We start from the raw sequence: 22969 nt of genomic DNA, 5'->3' as shown, positions 1-22969 counted from the left end.
AGATTTTCAGCATACCCATTACCTACCTATCGGTTTTAATGAATTGAAAATCAGAAATTTAAAATTATGGTATAAATTTCACTAAACTTGATGCTTACGTCACGTTCAGTTAAAATGAAACCATTATTTTTGCAGAAAATTTTTTGTTCTCATGAGGATATATTTTGCAATTCTATTTTTGCTCACCTTTACTTTTTCATTTTCCCAAAATAAAATTGATACGGCACAGGTTGTAGTTTCAAACAGAATCAACAGCGAAGAAGCGAAGTCGAAACCTTATGTCATTATGATTTCGACCGATGGTTTCAGATATGATTATGCTAAAAAATATAACGCAGTGAATCTTCTGAAATATTCAGTTCAGGGTGTTCAGGCCAAGGCGATGATCCCAAGTTATCCCAGTATTACTTTTCCCAATCACTGGAGTTTGATTACCGGACTGTATCCTGCCCATCACGGTTTGGTAGATAATTTCTTTTACGATTATCAACTGAAAAAGAACTACGCCATGAATAAAAAAGATATCGTGGAAGACGGAAGCTGGTACGGCGGAGTTCCACTGTGGGCATTGGCTGAAAAGCAGGGAATGATCAGTGCTTCCATGCAGTGGGTTGGTTCTGGCAGTGAGGCGGGAGGAAAAAGACCAACTTATTATTATCCTTACCATGAAAAGTTTACCCCTTCAGAAAAAGTAGATAAGGTCATCAACTGGCTGAAATTGCCTGAAAATCAAAGACCGCATTTTGTTTCCATGTATTTTCCCGAAGTGGATGGGGCAGGACATCATTTTGGGCCCGAAGCTAAGGAAACGGAGACAGCAGTTCAGTTAGTGGATGCAGCAATTGGTAATTTAGTTGAAAAGGTGAATCAATTAGGTTTAAAAAATGTCAATTTTATTTTCGTTTCCGATCACGGAATGATTCAGGTAGATGGCGGAAATCCTCTGGAAATCCCTGCAGTGCTTTTAGATAAAACGAGATTTGATTTTTACAATTCCCAGACTTTGTTGAGGGTTTACGTTAAAAATCAGGATGAGGTGAAATCGGTTTTCAAAGAACTGAAGGCCAGTAAAACCGATGACTATGAAGTATATTTAGATAAAAAGCTTCCGAAATATTTACACTTTGCAACGAGAGATGACCGCTACCACAGGATTGGTCAAATTCTTCTCATTCCAAAAGCTCCGAAAGTATTTTTAGAAAAAAATCAAAAGACTTCGTCAGGAAAACACGGTTATGATCCTAAACTGGTTCCCGAAATGAAAGCCACATTTTTTGCGTGGGGTTCTGCATTTAAAAATAATCTGATTATTGATGAATTTTCCAATGTCAATGTTTATCCGTTGGCTGCTGAAATTTTAGGTTTAAAACCTGAAAATAAGATCGACGGAAAACTGAAAGTTTTAAAAGAAACTTTAAAGAAATAATAAGTCCCAACGGGACGATCTAACAAAGGTTAGGATGAAATCCTATTAAAGTTATTACATCAAAAAAAACAGTTTCGGCGGGCCAAAGGCCCGCCGAAACTGTTTTCAAACATTTAAGAATTAAATCGCTCAGCAAATTCGTGTGCAAAATCCTCTAATTTCGTTTCACCACCAATCGGTGAACCATGTTCGATAAAATCTTTCTGTATAACTCCATTCCTGATTCCTCTTCCCATCTCTTCATACAGTTTCGCCATTTCTTCAGGAAGTCCGGCTTGGGACATTCCTTGAAAAGTCTGCTCATCACTGAATTCAACCCACGGTACATCTGGTTTTCCGATTGCTGAGCCAAATACTTTCGCAAAATCGCCGGCTTCACGGTTGTCACTTACCACATAACGGATTGTTTGGGCAGACGTAACCTTTACCAATTCTTCAGCCGCAGCTTCTGCAATATCTTTAGGATGAACCAAAGGAACTTTAACCTCCGCAGAATAATTGGCACCAATAATTCCAGCATTTTTTATCAGTGGAATATCATTGAAGAAGTTGATATAAAAATTCCCGGCTCTAAGAAAAGTAGAAGATACATTTTCAAGGTCACGGTATAAATTTTCGATTTGGTGCAGACCTGCAATGGGCCCATTGTCTACAGGAGAATCTGCACCCACACTGCTGAGCATGACCAAACGTCTGACTCCGGTTTCAGCCATGGCTTCTGCGTATTTTTTGCCGACATTCACTGTCTTTTCGATAATATCTGTAGCATCGATCATAGGAGGAGTCATCAGGAAAACTGAATCAGCTCCGGTAAAAGTTGCTTTCAAAAACTCTAAATCTGTGACTGAACCGATGGCTGCTTTTGCTCCTAAAGATTCAATGTCTGATATTTTATTGTTGTTGCTGCTGATCACGGTAATGTCGTGGCCTTCTGCGGTCAGTTGTTGGGCTAATGGTTTTGCGACGTTCCCAAGAGAACCTGTGATGATAATTTTCATAAGTAAATATTTATTTTTTTATGTTGTAATTTCTGAGAACAAAGGTATATTTGTACTTACTTTTATACAAGTACTTACCCTAAAGTATGTATCGCTATGACGGCAATCAAAGAAAATTCAACCATTCAGGAAAATAGAAAACATCTGCTGGATCAGTGTCCGGTGATGTATGTCATGGAAAAAATAGCAGGTTTCTGGAAGCCTATTATTCTGTTTCAGCTGTCTACAGGAGAAAAGCGATACAGCGAACTGAAAAGAGCAATCCCTACCGTCACAGAGAAAATGCTGATTCAGCATTTAAAACAGTTAGAAAGTGATGGTTTGATTATCAGAACTGCCAAACCGGTTGTTCCTCCACATGTAACCTACAAACTGAGTGACGCTGGCAATAAACTTGCACCGGTTATTGATGCGATGGCAGAATGGGCATATCAGGATATGGAACAGAAGTGTCAGTGATTTTAAAGATAATCAGCTTAGTCTTTTCTCACCGAAGATAGCGCGGAATTTAAATGCAATTTTAATCCAGAAAAAATCTGTACACTTATTAAATTTTCAAGAAAAAAGACTCTCCAAAAAATGAAGAGTCTTAATTTTTAAATAAGAAATTGAAAATTACAGAGACTGCATATCGATTACAAAACGATATCTCACGTCGCTTTTCAGCATTCTTTCGTAAGCCTCGTTAATCTCCTGCATTTTGATTATTTCGATTTCAGAAACAATGTTGTGTTCTCCACAGAAATCAAGCATTTCCTGAGTTTCAGCAATCCCACCAATTACAGATCCTGCCACCGATTTTCTTCCCATAATCATAGGAACGGTATTGATGATATCCTCAAGACCACCTAAATAGCCAACCAAAACATGAGTTCCGTTAATATTTAATGTTGAAATGTAAGGATTGATATCATGATCATAAGGCACTGTATCAATAATGACATCGAATTTTCCTGCAACAGATTTCATCTGTGAGTCATCTGTAGAAATAACTACGTGATCTGCACCCAGCTGTTTTGCATCTTCAGTTTTACCAGGCGTTCTTGAGAATAAAGTCACTTCGGCACCAAGACCTTTGGCAAGCTTAATCGCCATATGTCCCAAACCACCTAAACCAACAACTGCAACTTTAGAATTAGGACCAACGTTCCAGTGTCTTAATGGTGACCATGTAGTGATACCCGCGCAAAGAAGGGGTGCAACGGCTGCCAAATCTAGGTTTTCAGGAATTTTTAGCACGTGATCAGCGTCTACAACGACTTTCTGAGAATATCCACCAAAAGTGTGACCTCCCAAATGCTCATCCTTACCGTTGTAAGTTCCTACAAATCCTGTCTGACAGTATTGTTCAAGGTCTTGTTTACAGCTTTCACAAGTTCCGCAAGAATCTACGATACAGCCAACTCCTGCTAAATCACCAACTTTAAATTTTGAAACTTCGCTTCCGATTTTCGTAATTCTCCCAACAATCTCATGTCCGGGAACCGCTGGGTATTTTGTTCCGCCCCAATCGTTTCTGGCAGTGTGAAGATCTGAGTGACAAACTCCACAAAACAGGATTTCTATTTCTACGTCTTTAGGTGTTGCTTCTCTTCTTTCAATATTCATTTCTTTTAAGTCGGCTTCCTTAGATTCCGTACCGTAAGCTTTTACTGAGTATGTGTTCATTTTTTTATTGTTTAAAATTATTCTGTTCTATGCAAAAATCGGGACTTTTTGAGAAATATCACTTATACAAATTACAGAAACATATACCAGTTTTACAGATGTTTCCTTTTTTGCGTGGATAAAGTAAAAGTTAATTACAGCTGTCTGTATAATGGAGAAGAAAAATTTCACAAATACTTTGTTTATTAATTAAAACAATATTAATTTTATTTGAATTAGTCAAACAGATGGTCAGCTTGTATTATCCTGAATCTATTCCGAAAAACGAAGAGGCAGTGTAAAGGTGAAAGATCAATTTAAAACTCAAATTTATTTTTGAAACATGAAATTTCAGGAAAGTACAGGAACGCATATTTTTAACACTTCTTTCGGGAAGATTTTAGCTCTGAAAGAAAACGGAATTATCAAAGCAAAAAGCATCCGCTATGCCTCATCTGAGAGATTTAAAAAACCAATTCCGGTACAGCCTTCCGCTGCTGAAATTATCTTTTCTGAGAAAACTCCGGTGTGCCCTCAGAATATCAGTCCGCTTTTAGAAAAGATGATTGGCAAAACCAATCTCGATGATTTTGAAGTTGAGGAATCTGTGCAATATCTTTCTGTTTACCGACCTGAAAAATTTAGTGAAAATGAAAAGATTCCGGTCATCGTCTGGATTCACGGAGGTTCTTATGAAATTGGATGTGGAGATTTATCTACTGCAGATCCCACAGATTGGGTGAAAGAGCAGAATGTCATTATCGTCACCGTTTCCTACCGTCTGGGAATTTTCGGATTTTTGGGAGGGACACAGGAGCGACCTGCCAATCTTGGCCTGTTTGATATAATTGAAGCTTTAAAATGGATTAAAAATTATATCTCAGATTTCGGTGGTGATGCTGAAAATATCACATTGTTTGGGCAGTCGTCCGGAGGAGATGCGATTGCTCATCTGATGATTTCTGAGGGAGTTGAGAATTTATTTAAGCGGGTTATTATTCACAGCGCACCTTTAGGATTACGGCAGAACCGTCAGAAAATGTCTGCTGAATTTTTGAAAAATACAGGTCATTTCAACGGTGAGACTGATACATTTGAAATTATTGAAACCTATAAGAAGGATCCGCCGTCTTTTATAAAATATGGTTTAAAAGCAGCAATGCCATTCGGTACCCAATATGGTCTTCCGCCTTTATGTAATGAAAATGAAGTGGAAGGAAAATGGAGAGAAAATGCAGGAAAGATTGATGTTCTCATCGGGATGAATGATGAGGAAACTGCTTTTTATCTCCGAACTTCTGAAATGATGAATACATATTTACCGAAGCGTTTAGTTGATAAAGCGGTGCGTTCAACGACAGAAATTATTTACGGAAAGCCTGCCAAAGATTTTGCTGAAAATTATGCGGAAGCTGGTGGAAATGTATATTTATTCAGAATTCATCCACGGCTTACAGAAAATTATTTTATGGGAGCTCACGCGATCGATCTGCCATTCATTTTCGGAAACGAATCTGCATGGAAAAATGCGGGAATTTTAAACAATATTCCTTGGAAATATATTGACGAAAACGGTAAAAAATTAAGAAAGATCTGGACAGATTTTGCCCAAAGCGGTAAAATTTCTGATCATTCTGAGAGACCGGATATTTTAGATCTCCGAAAGATTTAGTTTAGGTAAATAGATAAATGACACAAACTTGATTACCAATATCCCAGACAAAATCAGTGAAAATTCGTAGTTAAGTTTGTGTCATTTGTATTAAAAATCTATTCCGGAATCCAGACACTTACATTTCCTGCAGGTACCGGAAAATCTGCCCAGCCGTCTTCTCTGATTTCTATTTTTTCTTCAGATCTTCCTAAAAGATCGTAGAACGTTTTGCCTATATATCTTTCACCCATTTCCATAGGTTTTTCATAAGCATCTTTATTACTTAATACTACAGCACAACCCTGGTGTTCGTCATCACCTTCACGGATCCAGCCAAGACAGTTTGCGTCTTCAAAATAATCTCTCTGAACTCCATAGGCATTTTCTTTTCTTGCTTTTAAAAGCCCTTCGATTCCATCTACTTTGTCTAAAAATATTTCCTGCTCATTTCCTTCTTTGTCATTGTCTTTGTAAGTAGCTCCATACAAATCCGGATAGAAAACACATGGATAACCTTTTTCTCTAAGCAAAATCAAAGCATACGCTAAAGGTTTAAACCATGTTTCAACAGGTGCTTCCAAATCCTGTAACGGCTGTGTATCATGATTGTCCACGATACTTACGGAATGGAGCGGGTCTACATCAGTCAGGGTATGATCAAATATTCTTCTTAAATCATACTCACCTCCTTCATTGGATGCCGTGTGAAAATTATTATGAAGTGAACTGTCAAAAAGACTCATGCAGCCTTCTGTAGCTTCAATGTATTTCTGAAGTAAATTCAGCTGGCCCGGAGCCCAGTATTCACCAACTGCAAAAATGTTTTTACCTGAATTGGAGCGCAGCATCGTCAGCCATTCTTTATAAAAGTCGAAAGAGATATGTTTTAACGCATCCAGTCGAACCCCGTCAAAATCTGTTTCGTCAAAGTACCATTTTGCCCAGTTGTTTAATTCTTCACGTACGTGGGGATTTCTGTGCTCAATGTCATTAAACATCAGATAATCGTAATTTCCTTTTTCGTCGTCAATCATTTCTTCCCAGTCATTTCCATACTCAGACTGAATTTTATAGATGTGAGAGTCTTTTCCTTCAGCATAGTCTACACCGCTGAAGCATGTGAAATTCCATTCAAAATCTGAATATTTTTTTCCTCTTCCCGGGAAAGTAAATTTGGTGTAGGACTGAATATCTGAAAACTCTGAAATAATTTTTTCTCGGTTATTTTCATCTACTTTTGCAGCTTTAAAAGTTTCAAGCTCGTCACCACCCGCTTTATGTCCTAAAACAATATCGACGATGACCTGTATGTTTTCTTTTTTTAAAGCCTGAATAGAATTAATATAATCCTGTTTAGTTCCGTATTTTGTAGGTGTACTGTTTTTTTGGTCAAACTCTCCTAAGTCGTAAAGATCATAGGCGTCATATCCTACAGAAAATCCTCCGTTTGTTCCTTTGTATGCAGGCGGAAACCAAACTGATGTGATTCCTAATTCTGATAAATTTTTTGCCTCTTTTTCGGCATGTTTCCATAGCACTCCGTCTCCGTCCGTGTACCAGTGGAAAAATTGAATCATTGTCTGGTTCATATTTTATGTTATTTGGTATTATCAAGTTAATGAAAATTATTGTCTAATTTTCGAATTCTTCAAACGGAATTTTAAGCTGAACAGAAATTTGCTTTTTTTCTTCCGTATTGAGATGAGATAACGAGAGACCCAATAATCGTACCGCTTTATCATAGGGACGGAGTTCCCACAGCTTTTTTGAAGTGTTAAAATACTGCTCCGGCGAATTAAAATATTCTTCTTTGGTAATGCTTCGGGTAAATAATGAAAAGTCTTTATACTTGATTTTCAAAGTTAAAGAACGTCCCATAATATTGTTTTTCTGGAGACGCTGATGAAGTTCTTCACTGAGACTTGTAAGTTTTTCATCAATCTGCTGTTCATCGGAAAGATCTTCAAAAAACGTTCTTTCTACAGCAACGCTTTTCTGAATACGATGAGGTTTGACCTCAGAGTTGTGAATTCCGCGAACGACATTGTAATAATATCCACCGGATTTTCCGAAAAGTCGTGTAAGGTCTTCCAGTGTTCTCTTTTTTAAATCTTTCCCTTTAAAAATACCGAAAGTAAACATTTTATTGGCGGTGACTTTTCCGACACCGTAGAATTTTTCCACAGGAAGCTCTTCTAAAAATGCTTCCATTTTATCAGGATGAATGGTTTTCTGGCCGTTGGGTTTATTGATATCTGAAGCGACTTTAGCCAAAAATTTATTGATTGCAATTCCTGCAGATGCCGTTAATCCTGTCTGTTCAAATATTTTCTGGCGGATTTCTTTGGCAATCTGATTGGCAGATTCTATGCCTTTTTTGTTTTCGGTAACATCAAGATAAGCTTCATCTAATGAAAGTGGCTCAACCAAATCTGTGTACTCGTAAAATATTTCTCTGATTTTTCTTGAAATTTCTTTGTAACGGGCAAATCGGGGAGGGACAAAAATGAGATGCGGACACTTTTCTTTGGCAGTTTTACTCGGCATTGCAGATCGGACTCCGAATTTTCTTGCTTCATAACTTGCTGCCGAAACAACGCCACGGTGACCACCACCAACGGCAATCGCTTTTCCTTTTAAATCAGGATTGTCATGCTGCTCCACGGAAGCATAAAATGCATCCATATCAACATGAATTATTTTGCGAACCGGAAAAGAAGAATCCATATCACAAAGATATGGATTCTGTTATTTCTGTTTTAAAATTAAATCAGGGATGAGATTCGAAACTACATTTTTCGGCGACCTACTTCAAAAGCTGATCAATCGTAGTCTGAATTTCCGGATCTTCAGGAGTGATTGCATAGTATTTTGCGATTTTTGATTTCTGATCTATGATCATATATCTTGGGATCCAGTTGAGTTCGATGTAATTGTTAAAGTCATTCTTCCAGCCTGTGGAAAACCAATAGTTTTCTTTTTCTTTCATACTGAATTTCTCAAGACTTCTGTCGAAACCTTCTTTTGAACGGTCAAGAGAGAAGAATACAAAATCTACATTTGGATTATTCTTTTCCAGCTCAATCGCTTTTGGAAATGCTTTTAAACAATCTCTGCACCATCCCGCCCAAAAATCTATGACTACCACTTTTCCTTTGTGCTGATTCAGAATTTCCTGAACGGTAACGTCTTTTCCCTCTTCATTTTGTAATTTTTGATTAAGTGCTTCTTTTGAAAACTCAGTTTTCAACACGTCAGGTGTTTTCTGAGAACATCCTAAAGTAAAAATACTCAACATCAAAAAAGTCAACAACTGCTTCATTCTATTTTTTTTACAAAACTAAACAATGGAACGTAAATTCACTCTGAAATTATCAGTATTAATAAAAATTTAAGAGATTGAAAGTTTCTATATTCCAAAAGAAAAATCCGCAACATCTGCCGCGGATTTCTGTATCTATTTTTTATTGGTATAGTCTAAAATCATCTGATTAAATTCCTCTTTTCTGTCGATAATCACATTAATTGGCCAGTAGTAGACCAGATCACGCAGATAATCAAAGGTTTTCAGACGAACATAATCTTTTTCTGTCGTTAGAATCAGTTTGTATTCGCCAAGCTTTTTGTATTCTGCGAAAATCTTTTTGATATCGTCATCCGAGAAATTGTGATGGTCTCTGAATTTCAGATGCGTCACTTTCTGAGAAAATTTAGCCAAATGATCCTGTAAAGGTTTTGGATTGGCAATTCCCGTGATGAGAAGAATATCGTAATAATTCAGGTTGTTATCAGGAAGTACTTTGTCTCTTGCATAAACGTTTTCATCATAACCAATCGATGAGAAAAATACTTTCTGCTTATATGACGGTTTTATCCTTGAGATATAATACTGCTTGGTTTCCTCCGTAAGTTCATCGGGACATTTGCTGACCATAATAATGTCTGCACGATTTGCTCCCGCTCTGGATTCTCTTAAATCTCCGGCCGGTAAAAGATGATCTTTAAAGTATGGATCGTTAAAATCGGTCATTAAAATATTGAATCCTGCTTTGATGGCTCTATGCTGCATTGCATCATCCAAAATCAAAACATCAAGATCCATATCATCGATCACTTTCTTTGCTCCTGGAACTCTTTCTTCTGAAACTGCTATAACAAAACGGTTTTTGAAACGCTCAAATAACTGCATTGCTTCGTCACCAACAGTTTTGTAATTACTGTCGTAGTTCGTCACATCATAACCTTTTGTCAATCTTCCATAACCACGCGACAAGACGCCGGTTCTGTAGTATTTTGATAAAAATGTGGCGAGATACATTACCATAGGTGATTTTCCGCTTCCGCCCACAGAAAGATTGCCGACGTTGATAATCGGAGTTTTGAATTTCGTAGATTTAAACATCCCCAGATCATACATATTGTTTCGGATGCCCGTAACCATGTGATAACCTAAAGAAAAAGGATAGAGATACCATCTTTTCATACGCAGGCAAAAATAAGAATTTATAGACGATTTTTACAGGTTGTACCTATGATTTATCAACATTTATTTAAAAATTAATCAGTTTTCTATTATTGTTAAATTAAATTATTTTTGCAGTATTGTTTTAGAGTTGACAGTCGTAGAGAAATTTAAAATGACCGACACTCTGAAATAAATCTACAATCTAACATCTATTTTGAATTGAGATATTTTATAGAATTTTCATACAACGGTAAAAATTATTTTGGCTATCAGATTCAGCCCAATGACGTTTCTGTGCAGGAAGAGCTGGAAAAAGCACTTTCTACCATTCTGCGTGAACCCATCAAAACAACTGGAGCGGGGAGAACTGATACGGGAGTGCACGCTAAAAAAATGTTTGCGCATTTTGAAACTGAGCAGGTTTTAAGCAATCAGTTAAATCACAAAATGAACAGTTTTCTACCGGCGGATATTTCCATTAAAAGAATTTTTCCCGTAAGAGATGATTTTCATGCAAGATTTGATGCGACTTTCAGGACGTATGAATATTATATTTCTTTAGAGAAGAACCCATTTACACAAGATTCTGCCTGGCAGCTCTGGCGAAGAAATATAGATGTCGAAAAAATGAACGAAGCCTGCAAAATTCTTTTTGAATATGAAGATTTTACAAGTTTTGCGAAACTGCACACCGACAACAAAACCAATCTCTGCAAAATGTACAGAGCAGAATGGGAACAAAACGGAACTGAATTAAAATTCACAATTTCTGCAAACCGCTTCCTCAGAAATATGGTAAGGGCGATAGTAGGAACTATGATTGAAGTTGGTTCAGGAAAAATAAAACCTGAAGATATGCGAGAGGTAATAGAAAATAAAAATAGAAACTCTGCAGGGGTTTCCGCGCCGGCGCATGCATTATATCTGGTGGATGTGGGGTATGATTTTGAATAAGATTTATTTCATAATTTTAACAAAGACGAGCCTTTTTCCGCAGGAATCTAAATAATGTTTATTTTTAAATTTTGAATAATCAGCTTAGATTCTTGCAGAATGACAAACTTGATGTAAACTCAAAATAAAAACCATGACTGAAATCGAAAAATTGGCTTTTGCACTCAATCAATTTGCTGGTCTCACCGAAGAAGATTTTAAATTATCTTCAGATTTTTGGTTACCCAAAGATTACCGTAAAGGAGATTTTTTCAATCTACGAGCTACAGTCTGTACCTATTTCGGGTTTATTGTAGATGGAGTTTTCCGCTCTTACACGATTGATGAAAAAACAGGAGAGGAGAAGAATGTTTTTCTTTATTCAGCGCATGGTTTTGTCGTTTCTTTTAAAAGTTTTATCAATCAGATTCCTTGTGATTATTATACTCAGGCTTTAACGGATGCTTCAATAATCTATATTCGATATACAGATTTACATTCTTTGTATCAACAATCGCATCAATGGGAAAAATTCGGCAGACTTCTGGCACAGGAAGCGTTTAATGTATCGATGAGCAGAATTGAAGGCTTTATTTTAAAATCTCCAGAAGAGCGATATTTAGATTTAATTAAACAGCATCCTGATATTTTTAACAATGTTCCGTTGTATCATATTTCATCTTATTTGGGCATTCAGGGACCATCTCTGAGCAGAATAAGAAAAAGAATTTCAGGAAATTAAACTACATTTTTTTATGTGCTTAAGTTTGTGATCTCTGCTGAGTTTACACTTGTGAGGACTAAAAAATATTTGCATTAATTTTAAAAATAATCTTCGCACTTTTCATCAAAATAATATTTGAACACTAATCAGATAAAATTTAAATCAGTCTTACGATTTTAACCAAAGTTAAAATTATCCTCAGTTAATCTGCGCAACTTTGTCTCATAATTTAAAACAATATTTATTATGAAAACAAAAACTATCGTATTGATTCACGGATTATTCGTTAACAATACAAGCTGGAAAAACTGGAAAACTTATTTTGAAGCTCAAGGTTACACCGTTCACACTCCATCAAATCCCGGACATGAGGGAAATCCAATTGATTTAAAAAGAAACGTTCCTTCTGAACTGAAAAGTGTTGGCTTTGATGACGTCGTAGAAAATTTGGATAGATTTATCGACACTCTTCCCGAAAAACCCATTATTATCGGACATTCATTTGGTGGATTGATGGTTCAGAAACTGATTGACATGGGAAAAGCGGTTGCCGGAGTAAGCATCGACGGTGCACCTCCAAAAAATGTTATGGCTCCTTTTTCCACTGTGAAAGTAGTTTGGCCTGTCGTGAATTTCTTCGAGGGAAACTCTGCATTTTTAGGAACAAAAGAATGGTATCACAAAGCGTTTTTTAACAATTATACCAAAGCTGAAAGTGATAAATTGTACGAGACTGTTGCCACTCCTGAAAGTAGAAAATTGGCAAGAGATCCACTTTTCAAATCTTCTGCAAAATTAGATTTAAATAAACCTCATGAACCGTTATTATTTATCGCAGGTTCGAACGATAAGATTTTCCCGGCCGAATTTTCAAGAAAAATTGCCAATGCTTATAGAGATCAAAAAAGTGTTGTGGATTTTAAAGTGTTTGAGGGAAGAAGTCATTTTATAGCCGGTGAAAAGGGTTGGGAAGAAGTTGCAGGATACGTTTTAGACTGGTTGAAAAAGCTGCAGTAATTTATTCTCTAAATAACGGGAGTCAGAAACTTTCTATGACTATTTAATGGAGTTCTAAACGCTGTAAAATTTTAAAGCCGTATTTTTGCAGAGAATTTTTCAAATTAATTCTTTACGTCAATTTCTATAATGAAAAAACAAGATACCTGGGCAATTGTAAAAAGGCTTTTCTTCATCGGTATGAAGTTTCGTTCCTGGTTTATTTTTACCCTGATTATTTCCATCATACTTTCTCTCGTTTCTACGTACAGACCTTATCTTACGATGCAAATTGTAGATAATGACATCACAAAGCTGAAAGATAAAGCCTTAATGATGAAGCATATCTATGGTCTGGTAGGATTGGTTTTTGCCGAAACAGTATTAAACTTCTTTCTGGTTTATTTCTCCAATTATATTTCGCAGAATGTCATCAGAGATATCCGTGAGCGACTGTACAACAAACTCATCTATTTCAGAACGGCTTTCTTTGATAAAACTCCGATCGGTCAGTTGGTGACGCGTGCGGTGGGAGATGTTGAAACTATCGCAACGGTGTATACAGACGGTTTTCTAATGGTTTTTGGGGATGTGTTGAGGATTATTTTTGTTCTCTTTATGATGTTTCAGGTTGATGTACACCTGAGTTATATCTCTCTTGCAATTCTACCTTTAATGGTCGTGATCACAAGATTCTTTCAGAAAAGATTAAAGAAAGCTTTTGGCGATGAAAGAACATGGACTTCCAATCAGAATTCATTTGTTCAGGAAAGATTAGCCGGAATGCCTATTATTCAGGTTTTTAACAGACAGAAAGCGGAATTTCAAAAATTTGATGACATCAATATCACCCTGAAAAGTGCATTATTGAAAACTGTTTTTATCTTTTCCCTGTTTTTCCCTGTTGTTGAATTGATTTCTTCACTGTTTATTGGTTTCGTACTGTTCTATGGTGGTTATATTACCATCAGCGCGGGGGTTGTGATTGCGTTTATTCAGTTTATTTCAATGTTGATCCGTCCTTTGAGACAAATTGCTGACCGGTTTAATAATATTCAGAGAGGAATTGTGGGTGCCGAGAGAGTTTTGGGAATTATGGATGAAGATTATGCCATGCCGAATAACGGGAAAGTAGCCAAAGACCAATTTGACGGTAAGATTGAGTTTAAAAATGTGCGTTTTGCGTATGACGAAAAGCAGGAAGTTTTAAAAGGAATTGATTTCATAGTTAATCCGGGAGAAACTGTAGCGATTGTCGGTGCCACCGGAGCAGGAAAATCTACCATTATTAGTTTGATAACAAGACTTTACGATATCAATTCCGGGGAAATTTTCATTGATGATGTCGAACTGAAGGACTATGAACTGTATAATCTGAGAAGTCATATTGGTGTTGTTTTACAGGATGTTTTCCTTTTTCATGGAAGTATTTTTGAGAATCTTGCTTTCGGGGATGACAGTGTGACGTTAGAGAAAATAAAGGCCGGCGCCAAAGAAATTGAAGTGGATGATTTCATCGAAAGTCTTCCCGGTGGCTATGAATATGTGGTGAGTGAGAGAGGTTCATCTATATCCTTAGGTCAGAGGCAGTTGTTGTCATTTCTGAGAGCGTATCTGTCTGATCCTAAGATCTTAATTTTAGACGAAGCCACTTCATCGATTGATCACGAAAGTGAAAAACTGATTCAGAGAGCCACCGAAAAAATCACTAAAAACAGGACATCAATTATTATCGCACACCGACTTTCTACCATCGAAAAAGCTGATAAGATTATTGTAATGGAGCATGGTAAAATCGTCGAAGAAGGAAAACATCTTGAACTTCTTGATAAAAATGGTTACTATGCGACTTTGTATAAAGCGCAGCTGCGTCATGAGATTGAAGTTGAGGAAGAATTATAATCCGTAAGGAATAAATCCAAGGTCTTTTTTCCAGCCTTCGCCATGTTTTTCTGTCAGTTGTTTGGCTATGAGCAGATTGTTTTCTTTTGCTTTTTTAGAAAGAAACTGGCTGATAACACAGTTTTGGTAGATGACGGCAATTCCGTATTTCTTTTTAAATTCGTCATGATTTCTTGACATGATTCCGAACTGCATGAAATGAGGAGAGCTTTCATCATCAAGTGTTCGGGTCGCGGTTCTTTTTACTTTAATATCTGAGGTCTCATTTTTCTGTGCCGGTAAAAGTGAGAAACCTGAAAGTAGAAGCGTAATAATCATTAAATTTTTCATATCTGTATATTTCTTTATTTGATGATTAAAATATTTTAAGGTTAAACGAAATTTTAATTTTATTTAAATACCTCTGCAATTTTATTAAAATACGTAAATGATTCATCTTGAATCATTTAATAGAAGCCCTATTAAATCTACATTTGTTAACATTCCGTTCACATTAGATTCACTTTTAATTAATACCTACATATTTAGGTATAGTTTTTGTTATTTAGAATAAGTGTAAAAATATTACAAACCCTATGGTTAATTCAAATGAAATTACTAAATTTAGTAAAAATTTAACCATCTGTTGAAATTAATAGGGGTTGTTTTGATAATTGTTGCTAATTTTTAACTTAAACCAAAATATAAAGATGAATAATATCCAAGACGAATTTCAAGTCTTAAAAGAAGAATTAAAGAAACTAAACATTGATGTTCAGAAAGTGGTAAAAGTAGGAAATGGAAGTATGGATTTCCATGAGGTCTTTTACAAATCCCCACGATATGATGATATAAGGACAGTATATGTACAGCGTCATACGCTCGATCATCTTATTGAGAAATTTAAAGATGCCTACAAATAAAAAGAAAACCGTTCACAAACTGTGAACGGTTTTCTTTTTGTGGAGATTAACTAAAATCTATATCCCAACGAAAATCCGCTTCGAAAACCTGCCCACGGCCCATCAACTTTAATTCTGGCGCCATTGGAGTTTGTCTCTACAGTGTAATCTACAAACGGAATATCTAAATTTTCAATTTCTCTTTTAAGCTCAGCCTGCATTTCCGGAGTTAGAATAATGTTGCTCGATAAATCGAAATCACCTCTTCCCGAGCCATAATGAGCTCCTGCAATCCAAAAGTCTAAGATAAAGCTATGCTGTTTATTGAGGAAAAACTGTGCACCAACCATTAGTCCGCCGCTGTTTCCACTTGCGTCGCCTAAACCTTTAAGAGGAATCGGAATGGTAGTTCCGAATGCGCTGTAATCGTATGTATAATCAAATGTATTGGTAGAAACTTTTGAATACCGGTAATAGGGTGAGAAATAAAATCCTTTTCCATAACCCTGACCGATATAGAATCGTGGCTCAATTGTAAAGTTCGTAGCTTTGATTTTAAGATTCTCAAAGTCTTTCTCATCTTCTTCACTCAAAAAAGCATTCATAAAAGGAACTTTTCCTTCTGCAACAGTTCCGAACCCTACATTAATGGCAAACCAGCGATTGATAGATCTTTCATAAGACAGATTGATGTTTCGGAAAGCGTAGCCTGTAATATTGGTTTTAATTATGTTCATTTTATCTTCAGGAACAGTGTTCACTTCTGACGTAGTGATTTCCTGTGCGTTTAAACCGGAAATAAGAAAACAGGGAATTAGAATTAATAGTTTTTTCATGGCGTTATATTTTACAGTTAATTTAGAAAAAAATATACTTCATAAGATGAAATTTATGAGAACATTTGATTACAGTGATGTTAAATCAAAAACCGTTCTAAAAACTTAAAACGGTTGAATATATTTTGAAATAATTAATGATAATTACTTTTTGATGAATTTTACGCTATTTGAGTATGTTTTGTTTCCTGATAGTTCAATGAAGTAAGCTGAGGGAGATAGATCTGTAACATGAATTTTTCCTGATTTTAAATCTGATTTCCTGATGAGTTTTCCATCTAAACTGTAAATGTTTGCTCCGGAATTAGTTGATAAATCTCCATTAAATTCAATAAAATCTGTGGCGGGATTAGGATAAATCCGGATGCATCTTCGGAAATCGTAATTGTTCCACTCTGCTTTAGAAATTTAGTGAGGGTAAACGCCGGCAAACGGAGTCTTGAAAATTTCTGTGTTCTGCATTGCTGAAAGTTATAGTACATCATCCTATTTCTCTCTGCACGCACATTCGTGATGCTTATTAATGTATGCAATAGTCGTCTTACAGAGTTTTTCCAAAGTATCGATGTTGATATCTGACAGCTTTTTTACATAGATGCAGGCTTTTCCCATTTTAAATTTCCCGAGATCAGCCAGTAAAGGTTCATTTTCTTCTGTTGGCGAATACACGTATAACGAAAACTCTGCTTTGCGGGGAGAAAAACCGATGACAGGCATGTCTCCTTCATGTCCGCTTGCGTATTTGTAATGGTAACTTCCAAATCCTATGATCGTTGGTCCCCACATTTTAGGTTCAAATCCTGTCCATTCGCTCATCAGCTTAATGAGTTCGAAACTGTCTGCTTTTTTCTGTTCATTTTCAACGTAAGAATTAATAAAATCTGTGACGCTGACTTGAGTTTCGGTGGTTTTGTTAGGTTTAGCCATGACTTAGAATTTTAAATCTTTTTTAATTAATCCTCAATTGCTTCAATGCCCTGTTCCTTCAGTTTTTCCAAATGATCTTTCATCATTTTGAGCTGTTCCGGTGAATGTCCTTTCCAGTCAGTAAGTTCTCCAACGACTTTAAAAGGATGTTGAGAGCGGTATGATTTTGTTGGGTTTCCCGGAAACTTTTTATCGGTGACGTTGGGATCATCTTCAATTGCTCCGGTTGGTTCCACAACGTAAATTCTTTCTTTTCCATCTCCGAAAGCCAATTCAGCTCCCCAAGTTGCGGCGTCCAAAGTTTCAGAAAGATAGATATATTTTGATTTTCTTTTTGTTCCGTAGTTTGAAACGTAGCCGACTTCGATGAGGTCGCCGATTTTCAGATCTGCTTTCGTACCGTGGTAATAAACTGTAGCTTCTTTAGCTGTTGTGTTCATCATTGTTCATTTTAAATTTCTTTATCAATAAGAAAACCTCTGGATTTTAAATATTCGTCAATTTCTATTTCAAATGGAAGTTCAAAACCGTTATCTAAATCAAGTATTCCGGCAGAATTATCTGATGATTCTAAAAATCCTATCACCTTTGAACGGGTATTTTCTTTTGCCTTGATCCAGCAGTTTTTCAGAAAATCAATTTCCAAACCGCGTTGATTTTCCCAATAATTAACAAAATCTAAACGATTTTCCTGATCGAGATAGGCTGCATAATCAATGCTGTTTTCATTCAGAATCTTTTTACATAAATTCTCAACATCAATAGAGGAGTAGTCTTCCAACAAATGATCTTTCAGATGAAGTTCTGCAATCTGAATAGTTTTATCTGGAGCGTAATACTCATAATTTGGCAGCGCAAATATAAAAGCCAAAGGATTGGCAGCATAATAATATATACTTATAACCTCTACCTTTCTATCGTCGTTTCTGAATTGGTATTTCGAATTTAAAACATCCACCAAGAAATCTGTTACTGCCTTTTCTCTCGGAAGCAGGAAAGTATTAGTGAATGCTTCATCAATTTTCGTTTCTATATAACCCATAATTTCTACTTGTCTGTAAAATTAACAAAAAAGAATAAAGGTTAACCGTCAATATAAAACATTCAAATTCGTTTCTCATACACTGTTTCTTGAAGCAAAGGAGACATTCAATTAATTTCCATTAAGTAAAAAAAAATCGTTTAAAAATCGTTCACCTGCAATTTCAGTATCTAAAATTCAGATCATACAAGGTTCTGTAATTTTAAGAAATCATCTCTCTCTCACGATTCTCTTCCAGATCCTTCATCAGCGAAAGAACATCTTTTTTTAGCAGAAAATATTTTCTGTGAAGAAGATAAGGCAGGGTATTTATTGCATTCATCAGCAGTTGAAGATTGGCCTCGAAATATTCTTCGTTGCGGAAATAGATATGCTCTTTCTCAATATAATCTTTCAGATCTTTCAGATCTTTATCGCTGAATTCAGAAATAAGGCTTGGATTCTGAAGGTAAAATCTGATCTCCTGTTTAAGTTGGTCTTCTAAAGATTTCAGCGTGACAAAATTATGTCTGATCTGCTCAAAAGGAGTTCGCGCACTCATAAAAGCAGTTGAGTTCACAAGGTCAATATACAGCTTATATTTTTCTTCGTACACCTTATCGTAATCTGAAAATGACTGATAAAGATTCACAAATTCCTGTTTTCTGTTTTGGGTCTCCGCTACTTTCAGGAAGTAATTGTAAATATCCGAATCATTTCTGACGATCAGGTTTTTGATTTCCATGATCGACTGATCAATTTCAGGAATAAGTTTTTTGGCCTCGGCTGCTTTGTATTTTCGTCCGTCGTAATCAAATGTTTTTAATACAAATTCTTTACTGGCGATCGCCTCAATAGTTTTTTTGTCACTTTCCAGAGCGATGAGCGTGTAAACAAGCTCTACTTTTTCATTATCAAACAGCGTTTCAAACAGAATATCTTTTGCAGCGGAATTTTCCTGAGCTTCAGGATCAGGATTTTTGTTATCGTAATAGTTGTTGAAGATTTTATCAAAGGAATCTTTCTGATACTGTGTTTCAAATTCAGTTTTAAACGTTTCAAATTCTAAATCGGTTCTTCCGTGTTCGTATTTTACGTTGGCAAAAAGCTTGGCCGTCAGTTTTTCTTCTGTTCTCTCGAAATCTTTAAATAAATTTTTGGCTGGCTGGCTGTCAACGTCTTTGATGATATTAAGCTGTCTCAGTTTTGCCACGCGGTCTTCTGTGGAAGGATGCGATGCCCACTGGTTTTCTATATTTAATTTTGATTTGTTGAATAAACCGGACTCTGCAAGTTTTACATACGGAAGATTATATTTGGTCTCCAGCTCACTCTGTTCAGCAAGGAAATTCATAACAAAAAACTGTTCTCTGTAAATGTTTCTGCTCGATTGGTTTTTTGAAATTCGTGCTTCATAGAAATTGAGAACATTATTGTAAGAATTATTAGCCAGTTCCAATCTTAAAAGTGATTCTTCCAAAGAAATGGAGCCTGCAATATTGGCTGCAACTTCATCTGCATGAAATTCCATCTCCCGGGAAAGTGCCATATGACGGATGTTGACATAAGAATACATCTTGGCAAGAACCCATTGTATCTTTGAAGTAATAAAAATCGCAAGTGACGCAAAAACTGAAAAATAACCGCTGAAACTAGCGAACTTTTCAACAGAATTACGATACGATTCATCGTCATTCACCAAATTAAAAATAATCTGATTGACATTATACACATAGCTGCCAACCTTCATTGAGCGCTGTGAGAAATGTCCGAATTCATGAGACAGTATAGCTTTCAGTTCCTGCTTCGTGGTGGTGTTGATAAGACCGACTCCGATCGTAAGGTTTTTCTGAATGGGAAAAAACATACTCCAAAAACTGGAATCATAAAATACACTTGCGTTAACGTCATTAGATAAATAAACTTTTTTCGGGAAATTGGTCTCAGCTTCCCTTACAATTTCATCAATCATTTTAAAAAGTTCAGGTTCGTCTGCTCTTGTGATTTCGGTAAGATAACTTCTGTCGTTGAGGTGTTTTTTAAATAAAAATTTTATAACAAAAAAGAAAACAAAAATACCTGTTCCTGCTAAACCGGCTCCCAGCATTAAGGTAAGAAACATCGGTTTTGCAGCAATAAGCCAGATTCCGCCACCGAAACATGCTAACGCTAATGCGATGGTAAAAAGAAATATAAGAACGTAAACAATAACAAAGATGACGATAGAAGAGACCGCTGCCTTGGTCTTTTTTCTAAAATCCTGTGAAATCTGAATGTGCATGGTTAGATTTTTTACAATAATACATACATAACGGTAATCGGGCAAGAAAATCCTGAGTGTTGGACTTAAATTAAATAAAGAAAAGTATTCCGGGAATTATAATTAATTCTAATAAGCCTTTCCTCCGGATATGGTAAGTATGTGTGCGGTCTTTATAGAAGGGCAGCATCTGCCGTCAGTGTCGGCATATTCCAGTTTTTCCACATAGATTTTTCCGTTGCTTATTTTATCAAAGCCAAAAAGATAATCAGGTTCGTAGCCGGCAATGACTTTAACTGTTTTTCCCGTATTTTGATACAGTGACAAGCCCTGGCCCACAATTGCATTTCCACCATTCGCTGGTGCCAGCGAAAAATAAATGGCTACGTCTTCAATGCCGTCACCGGTGAAGTCGCCGGTATATGGTTCCTGCAGATCTAAAATCGCATCATGAGATTTAAGAATGTTTGGTAAATAGTTACTGAACTGTTCTTGAGCTATTTTTACAGCGTCAATGGTTGAAAGATGATTGTCGTTTGATTCAACTTTTTTCAGATCCAATTCTTTTTCTTTCAGCATCAGTTCTTTTTCCTTCAATTGTAATTCTTTTTCCTTTTGGCTGTTTGAATTGTTGCAACCTGCGAAAGTACATACGATCAACGCCAGCGAAATAAAACTGTATTTGGTGCTCATACTTTTATAATTTGGGAGTTATTTGTGTTTGATGTCTTTACCTTGTAACGTAAAGTTAAAAATTTTATTTATACATCAGGGATTTTAAATGATCGCTAGATCTTTCTAGTGTAATAGTATTGCTATTGATCTGTTTTGAAATCAATTAAGTAAGGTTGAAGGGCAAAGCCATTTTTGCTTCGGAATCTATTGGTTATCATTACCTGATACTGTTTATTTGGCACAACTTCTACTTCGATAGTGATCGTCTTATTGTTATTGCTCCAGCCTATCAGCTGCCTGAATTTATAAATATAGTTTTCACCGAATGGGCCATAATCAAATCCTCTTTGATTGGTGTCCATCTCCTCCGAAAAATGAATTGAAATCTGAATAATTCCTGACTTTACTTTCTGACTGCCGTTTTCAAATGGCGAGATTGAAACTACATTTGGCCGTTGTTTCTCAAAATCACTATTTAAGTCTTGTAATGATTTCGGGAAAAGTTTGGTTGCGTTAACAATCCGCTCAACTTCTTTCTCATTTGTATAGTCAAGTTCGATAAGTTCCTTGATCGCTTTTGATTTGTCTTTTGAAATGTTATAATATCGTTCGCAAATTTCATAGCCGATATAATATCCCAGATCTCTGATTTTTAACTCATTTCTGTTTTCTCCCCACAACCAGTCGTATTTATTTGTCATTAGGAACATGTCAGAAATAAATTTTTCAACGACAATTTTTTGATTGTTTTTCCCGAATTGTATTGCCGGAACAGCAGATTTTGTACCCGTCACTTTGCAGGAGATAAATTCGGCAACTCCTTCATATAAGCATATTGACAGTAAATTTTCGACTAACTCTTTTTGTTGTGTATGTACATACTCGTGTGTACACAAAAGAGGTAGTTCCTCTAACGGATTTTGCATCTTGTAAAAAGGCTGCCGCCAACTTGGAAGCTCATCTACTATTGTAGTTTTATCTGCCAAGGACAGTTCACTTCCAATTAAAATTTTGTTTCCCTGAATAGTTCCGCCTGTTCTAAAAGCACCGATTGCAAAGTAGATCGTTGATGGTTTCAGATCGGGATAAGCTTTTTTAAGTTTTCGGATATTCGCCTTTATCTTGAGATAACTGCTTTTTACTTTCAGTGTATTGGGTCTTATAGAATTCCAGAATTTAGGATTTTGTGTTATCCAATTCATCAATTCTTTTTCTGAATAATGACGAGTTTCAATTAAACCTTTTAACCCATCAGTTCCTTTATCAATATAAAGTTTTCTTAGAAATCTGTATTGTTCAACACTATCTTGTGTGGTCGTAATTTTGTCATGAGCGAGCCAAAAATTTTCTATATCAGTTGATACAAAGACTTGCTCATTTTTCTGTGCAAAAATAATATTCGTCAATCCAAAAAACAGGATGAGGTAAATTATTTTTTTCATATTGCTTCTGTTAAACATTTAGGGTCTTTGAATATTATCATAAATTTTTTGGTGGTATTTTAAACCTTACCACTAAGACCCGAATTTACGCATTGCCTCACTAAAATAGGTGCACAACCAAGCTTTTTGTCTTTAAATTTCTTTTAACTGTTTGAAAAACAATCTGCTAAAATTATTTAAAA

General features: G+C 36.0%; 23 protein-coding genes. 8 read left to right on the top strand and 15 right to left on the bottom strand.

The window, feature by feature from the left end:
- Window positions 1-151 precede the first annotated feature (151 nt).
- Window positions 152-1426 (top strand): alkaline phosphatase family protein, encoded by a 1275-nt coding sequence (locus tag OMO38_RS08930; RefSeq protein WP_264749851.1) that lies wholly within the window; start codon window positions 152-154, stop codon window positions 1424-1426.
- Between the two features lie 113 nt (window positions 1427-1539).
- Here the strand turns inward: OMO38_RS08930 and OMO38_RS08925 are convergent, their stop codons facing one another.
- A complete protein-coding gene (locus tag OMO38_RS08925) occupies window positions 1540-2424 on the bottom strand; it encodes an NAD(P)H-binding protein (protein ID WP_264749850.1) in 885 nt (294 codons plus the stop codon).
- Window positions 2425-2520: 96 nt separating this feature from the next.
- Here OMO38_RS08925 and OMO38_RS08920 point away from each other — a divergent pair, with 96 nt between their 5' ends.
- Window positions 2521-2883 carry a winged helix-turn-helix transcriptional regulator gene (locus OMO38_RS08920; RefSeq protein ID WP_264749849.1) on the top strand — a complete coding sequence of 121 codons (363 nt, stop codon included), beginning with the start codon at window positions 2521-2523 and terminating at the stop codon, window positions 2881-2883.
- A gap of 156 nt (window positions 2884-3039) precedes the next feature.
- Here OMO38_RS08920 and OMO38_RS08915 read toward each other — a convergent pair whose 3' ends face one another.
- Complete coding sequence (locus tag OMO38_RS08915; protein WP_264749848.1) at window positions 3040-4092, bottom strand: NAD(P)-dependent alcohol dehydrogenase; 1053 nt, start codon at window positions 4090-4092, stop codon at window positions 3040-3042.
- A 322-nt stretch (window positions 4093-4414) separates the two neighbouring features.
- Here OMO38_RS08915 and OMO38_RS08910 point away from each other — a divergent pair, with 322 nt between their 5' ends.
- Window positions 4415-5743, top strand: a complete 1329-nt coding sequence (locus OMO38_RS08910) for a carboxylesterase family protein (protein WP_264749847.1) — start codon at window positions 4415-4417, stop codon at window positions 5741-5743.
- A gap of 98 nt (window positions 5744-5841) precedes the next feature.
- On the opposite strand, the gene OMO38_RS08905 is transcribed toward OMO38_RS08910, so the two are convergent.
- From OMO38_RS08905 to lpxK, 4 genes are all read right to left on the bottom strand, one after another.
- A complete protein-coding gene (locus tag OMO38_RS08905; RefSeq protein WP_264749846.1) occupies window positions 5842-7302 on the bottom strand; it encodes an alpha-amylase in 1461 nt (486 codons plus the stop codon).
- Window positions 7303-7357: 55 nt separating this feature from the next.
- Window positions 7358-8452 carry a DNA polymerase IV gene (gene dinB / locus OMO38_RS08900; protein ID WP_264749845.1) on the bottom strand — a complete coding sequence of 365 codons (1095 nt, stop codon included), beginning with the start codon at window positions 8450-8452 and terminating at the stop codon, window positions 7358-7360.
- A gap of 79 nt (window positions 8453-8531) precedes the next feature.
- Window positions 8532-9047: a TlpA family protein disulfide reductase gene (locus tag OMO38_RS08895; RefSeq protein ID WP_264749844.1), complete on the bottom strand. Its 516-nt coding sequence runs from the start codon at window positions 9045-9047 to the stop codon at window positions 8532-8534.
- 135 nt (window positions 9048-9182) lie between these two features.
- Window positions 9183-10208: a tetraacyldisaccharide 4'-kinase gene (gene lpxK, locus OMO38_RS08890; RefSeq protein WP_264749843.1), complete on the bottom strand. Its 1026-nt coding sequence runs from the start codon at window positions 10206-10208 to the stop codon at window positions 9183-9185.
- Between the two features lie 201 nt (window positions 10209-10409).
- On the opposite strand from lpxK, the gene truA reads away from it, so the two are divergent.
- The 4 genes from truA to OMO38_RS08870 all read left to right on the top strand — a co-directional run bounded on the left by truA (window position 10410) and on the right by OMO38_RS08870 (window position 14745).
- Window positions 10410-11144, top strand: a complete 735-nt coding sequence (truA, locus tag OMO38_RS08885) for a tRNA pseudouridine(38-40) synthase TruA (protein ID WP_264749842.1) — start codon at window positions 10410-10412, stop codon at window positions 11142-11144.
- 133 nt (window positions 11145-11277) lie between these two features.
- Window positions 11278-11865: a Crp/Fnr family transcriptional regulator gene (locus OMO38_RS08880; RefSeq protein ID WP_264749841.1), complete on the top strand. Its 588-nt coding sequence runs from the start codon at window positions 11278-11280 to the stop codon at window positions 11863-11865.
- Between the two features lie 228 nt (window positions 11866-12093).
- Window positions 12094-12864 carry an alpha/beta hydrolase gene (locus OMO38_RS08875; RefSeq protein ID WP_264749840.1) on the top strand — a complete coding sequence of 257 codons (771 nt, stop codon included), beginning with the start codon at window positions 12094-12096 and terminating at the stop codon, window positions 12862-12864.
- Between the two features lie 129 nt (window positions 12865-12993).
- Window positions 12994-14745: an ABC transporter ATP-binding protein gene (locus tag OMO38_RS08870; protein WP_264749839.1), complete on the top strand. Its 1752-nt coding sequence runs from the start codon at window positions 12994-12996 to the stop codon at window positions 14743-14745.
- On the opposite strand, the gene OMO38_RS08865 is transcribed toward OMO38_RS08870, so the two are convergent.
- Window positions 14740-15075 (bottom strand): FEKKY domain-containing protein, encoded by a 336-nt coding sequence (locus OMO38_RS08865; RefSeq protein ID WP_264749838.1) that lies wholly within the window; start codon window positions 15073-15075, stop codon window positions 14740-14742. The two genes, OMO38_RS08870 and OMO38_RS08865, sit on opposite strands and share 6 nt — an antisense overlap.
- Before the next feature lie 359 nt (window positions 15076-15434).
- Between OMO38_RS08865 and OMO38_RS08860 the strand changes: the two genes are divergently transcribed.
- The gene (locus OMO38_RS08860; RefSeq protein ID WP_162088367.1) at window positions 15435-15647 is read left to right on the top strand and encodes a hypothetical protein; all 213 of its coding nucleotides are present in this window, start codon (window positions 15435-15437) and stop codon (window positions 15645-15647) included.
- A 50-nt stretch (window positions 15648-15697) separates the two neighbouring features.
- On the opposite strand, the gene OMO38_RS08855 is transcribed toward OMO38_RS08860, so the two are convergent.
- The 8 genes from OMO38_RS08855 to OMO38_RS08825 all read right to left on the bottom strand — a co-directional run bounded on the left by OMO38_RS08855 (window position 15698) and on the right by OMO38_RS08825 (window position 22787).
- A complete protein-coding gene (locus OMO38_RS08855; RefSeq protein WP_264749837.1) occupies window positions 15698-16462 on the bottom strand; it encodes a DUF3575 domain-containing protein in 765 nt (254 codons plus the stop codon).
- A gap of 144 nt (window positions 16463-16606) precedes the next feature.
- Window positions 16607-16822: a T9SS type A sorting domain-containing protein gene (locus OMO38_RS20310; RefSeq protein WP_406567306.1), complete on the bottom strand. Its 216-nt coding sequence runs from the start codon at window positions 16820-16822 to the stop codon at window positions 16607-16609.
- Window positions 16823-16948: 126 nt separating this feature from the next.
- On the bottom strand, window positions 16949-17389 hold the full coding sequence (locus OMO38_RS08850) for a DUF1801 domain-containing protein (RefSeq protein ID WP_264749836.1): 441 nt from the start codon (window positions 17387-17389) through the stop codon (window positions 16949-16951).
- A gap of 26 nt (window positions 17390-17415) precedes the next feature.
- Entirely contained in the window at window positions 17416-17832 is a 417-nt protein-coding gene (arr, locus tag OMO38_RS08845; protein WP_264749835.1) for an NAD(+)--rifampin ADP-ribosyltransferase, read from the bottom strand.
- A gap of 8 nt (window positions 17833-17840) precedes the next feature.
- The gene (locus OMO38_RS08840) at window positions 17841-18431 is read right to left on the bottom strand and encodes a hypothetical protein (RefSeq protein ID WP_264749834.1); all 591 of its coding nucleotides are present in this window, start codon (window positions 18429-18431) and stop codon (window positions 17841-17843) included.
- A gap of 202 nt (window positions 18432-18633) precedes the next feature.
- Window positions 18634-20691, bottom strand: a complete 2058-nt coding sequence (locus OMO38_RS08835; RefSeq protein ID WP_264749833.1) for a M48 family metallopeptidase — start codon at window positions 20689-20691, stop codon at window positions 18634-18636.
- 108 nt (window positions 20692-20799) lie between these two features.
- Window positions 20800-21363: a hypothetical protein gene (locus OMO38_RS08830; protein ID WP_264749832.1), complete on the bottom strand. Its 564-nt coding sequence runs from the start codon at window positions 21361-21363 to the stop codon at window positions 20800-20802.
- A gap of 122 nt (window positions 21364-21485) precedes the next feature.
- Window positions 21486-22787: an Ig-like domain-containing domain gene (locus OMO38_RS08825; RefSeq protein WP_264749831.1), complete on the bottom strand. Its 1302-nt coding sequence runs from the start codon at window positions 22785-22787 to the stop codon at window positions 21486-21488.
- Window positions 22788-22969 lie beyond the last annotated feature (182 nt).

The organism is Chryseobacterium kimseyorum, assembly GCF_025971945.1.
In the GTDB taxonomy this organism is placed as follows: domain Bacteria; phylum Bacteroidota; class Bacteroidia; order Flavobacteriales; family Weeksellaceae; genus Chryseobacterium; species Chryseobacterium kimseyorum.
This window is presented reverse-complemented; position numbering and strand designations above follow the sequence as displayed.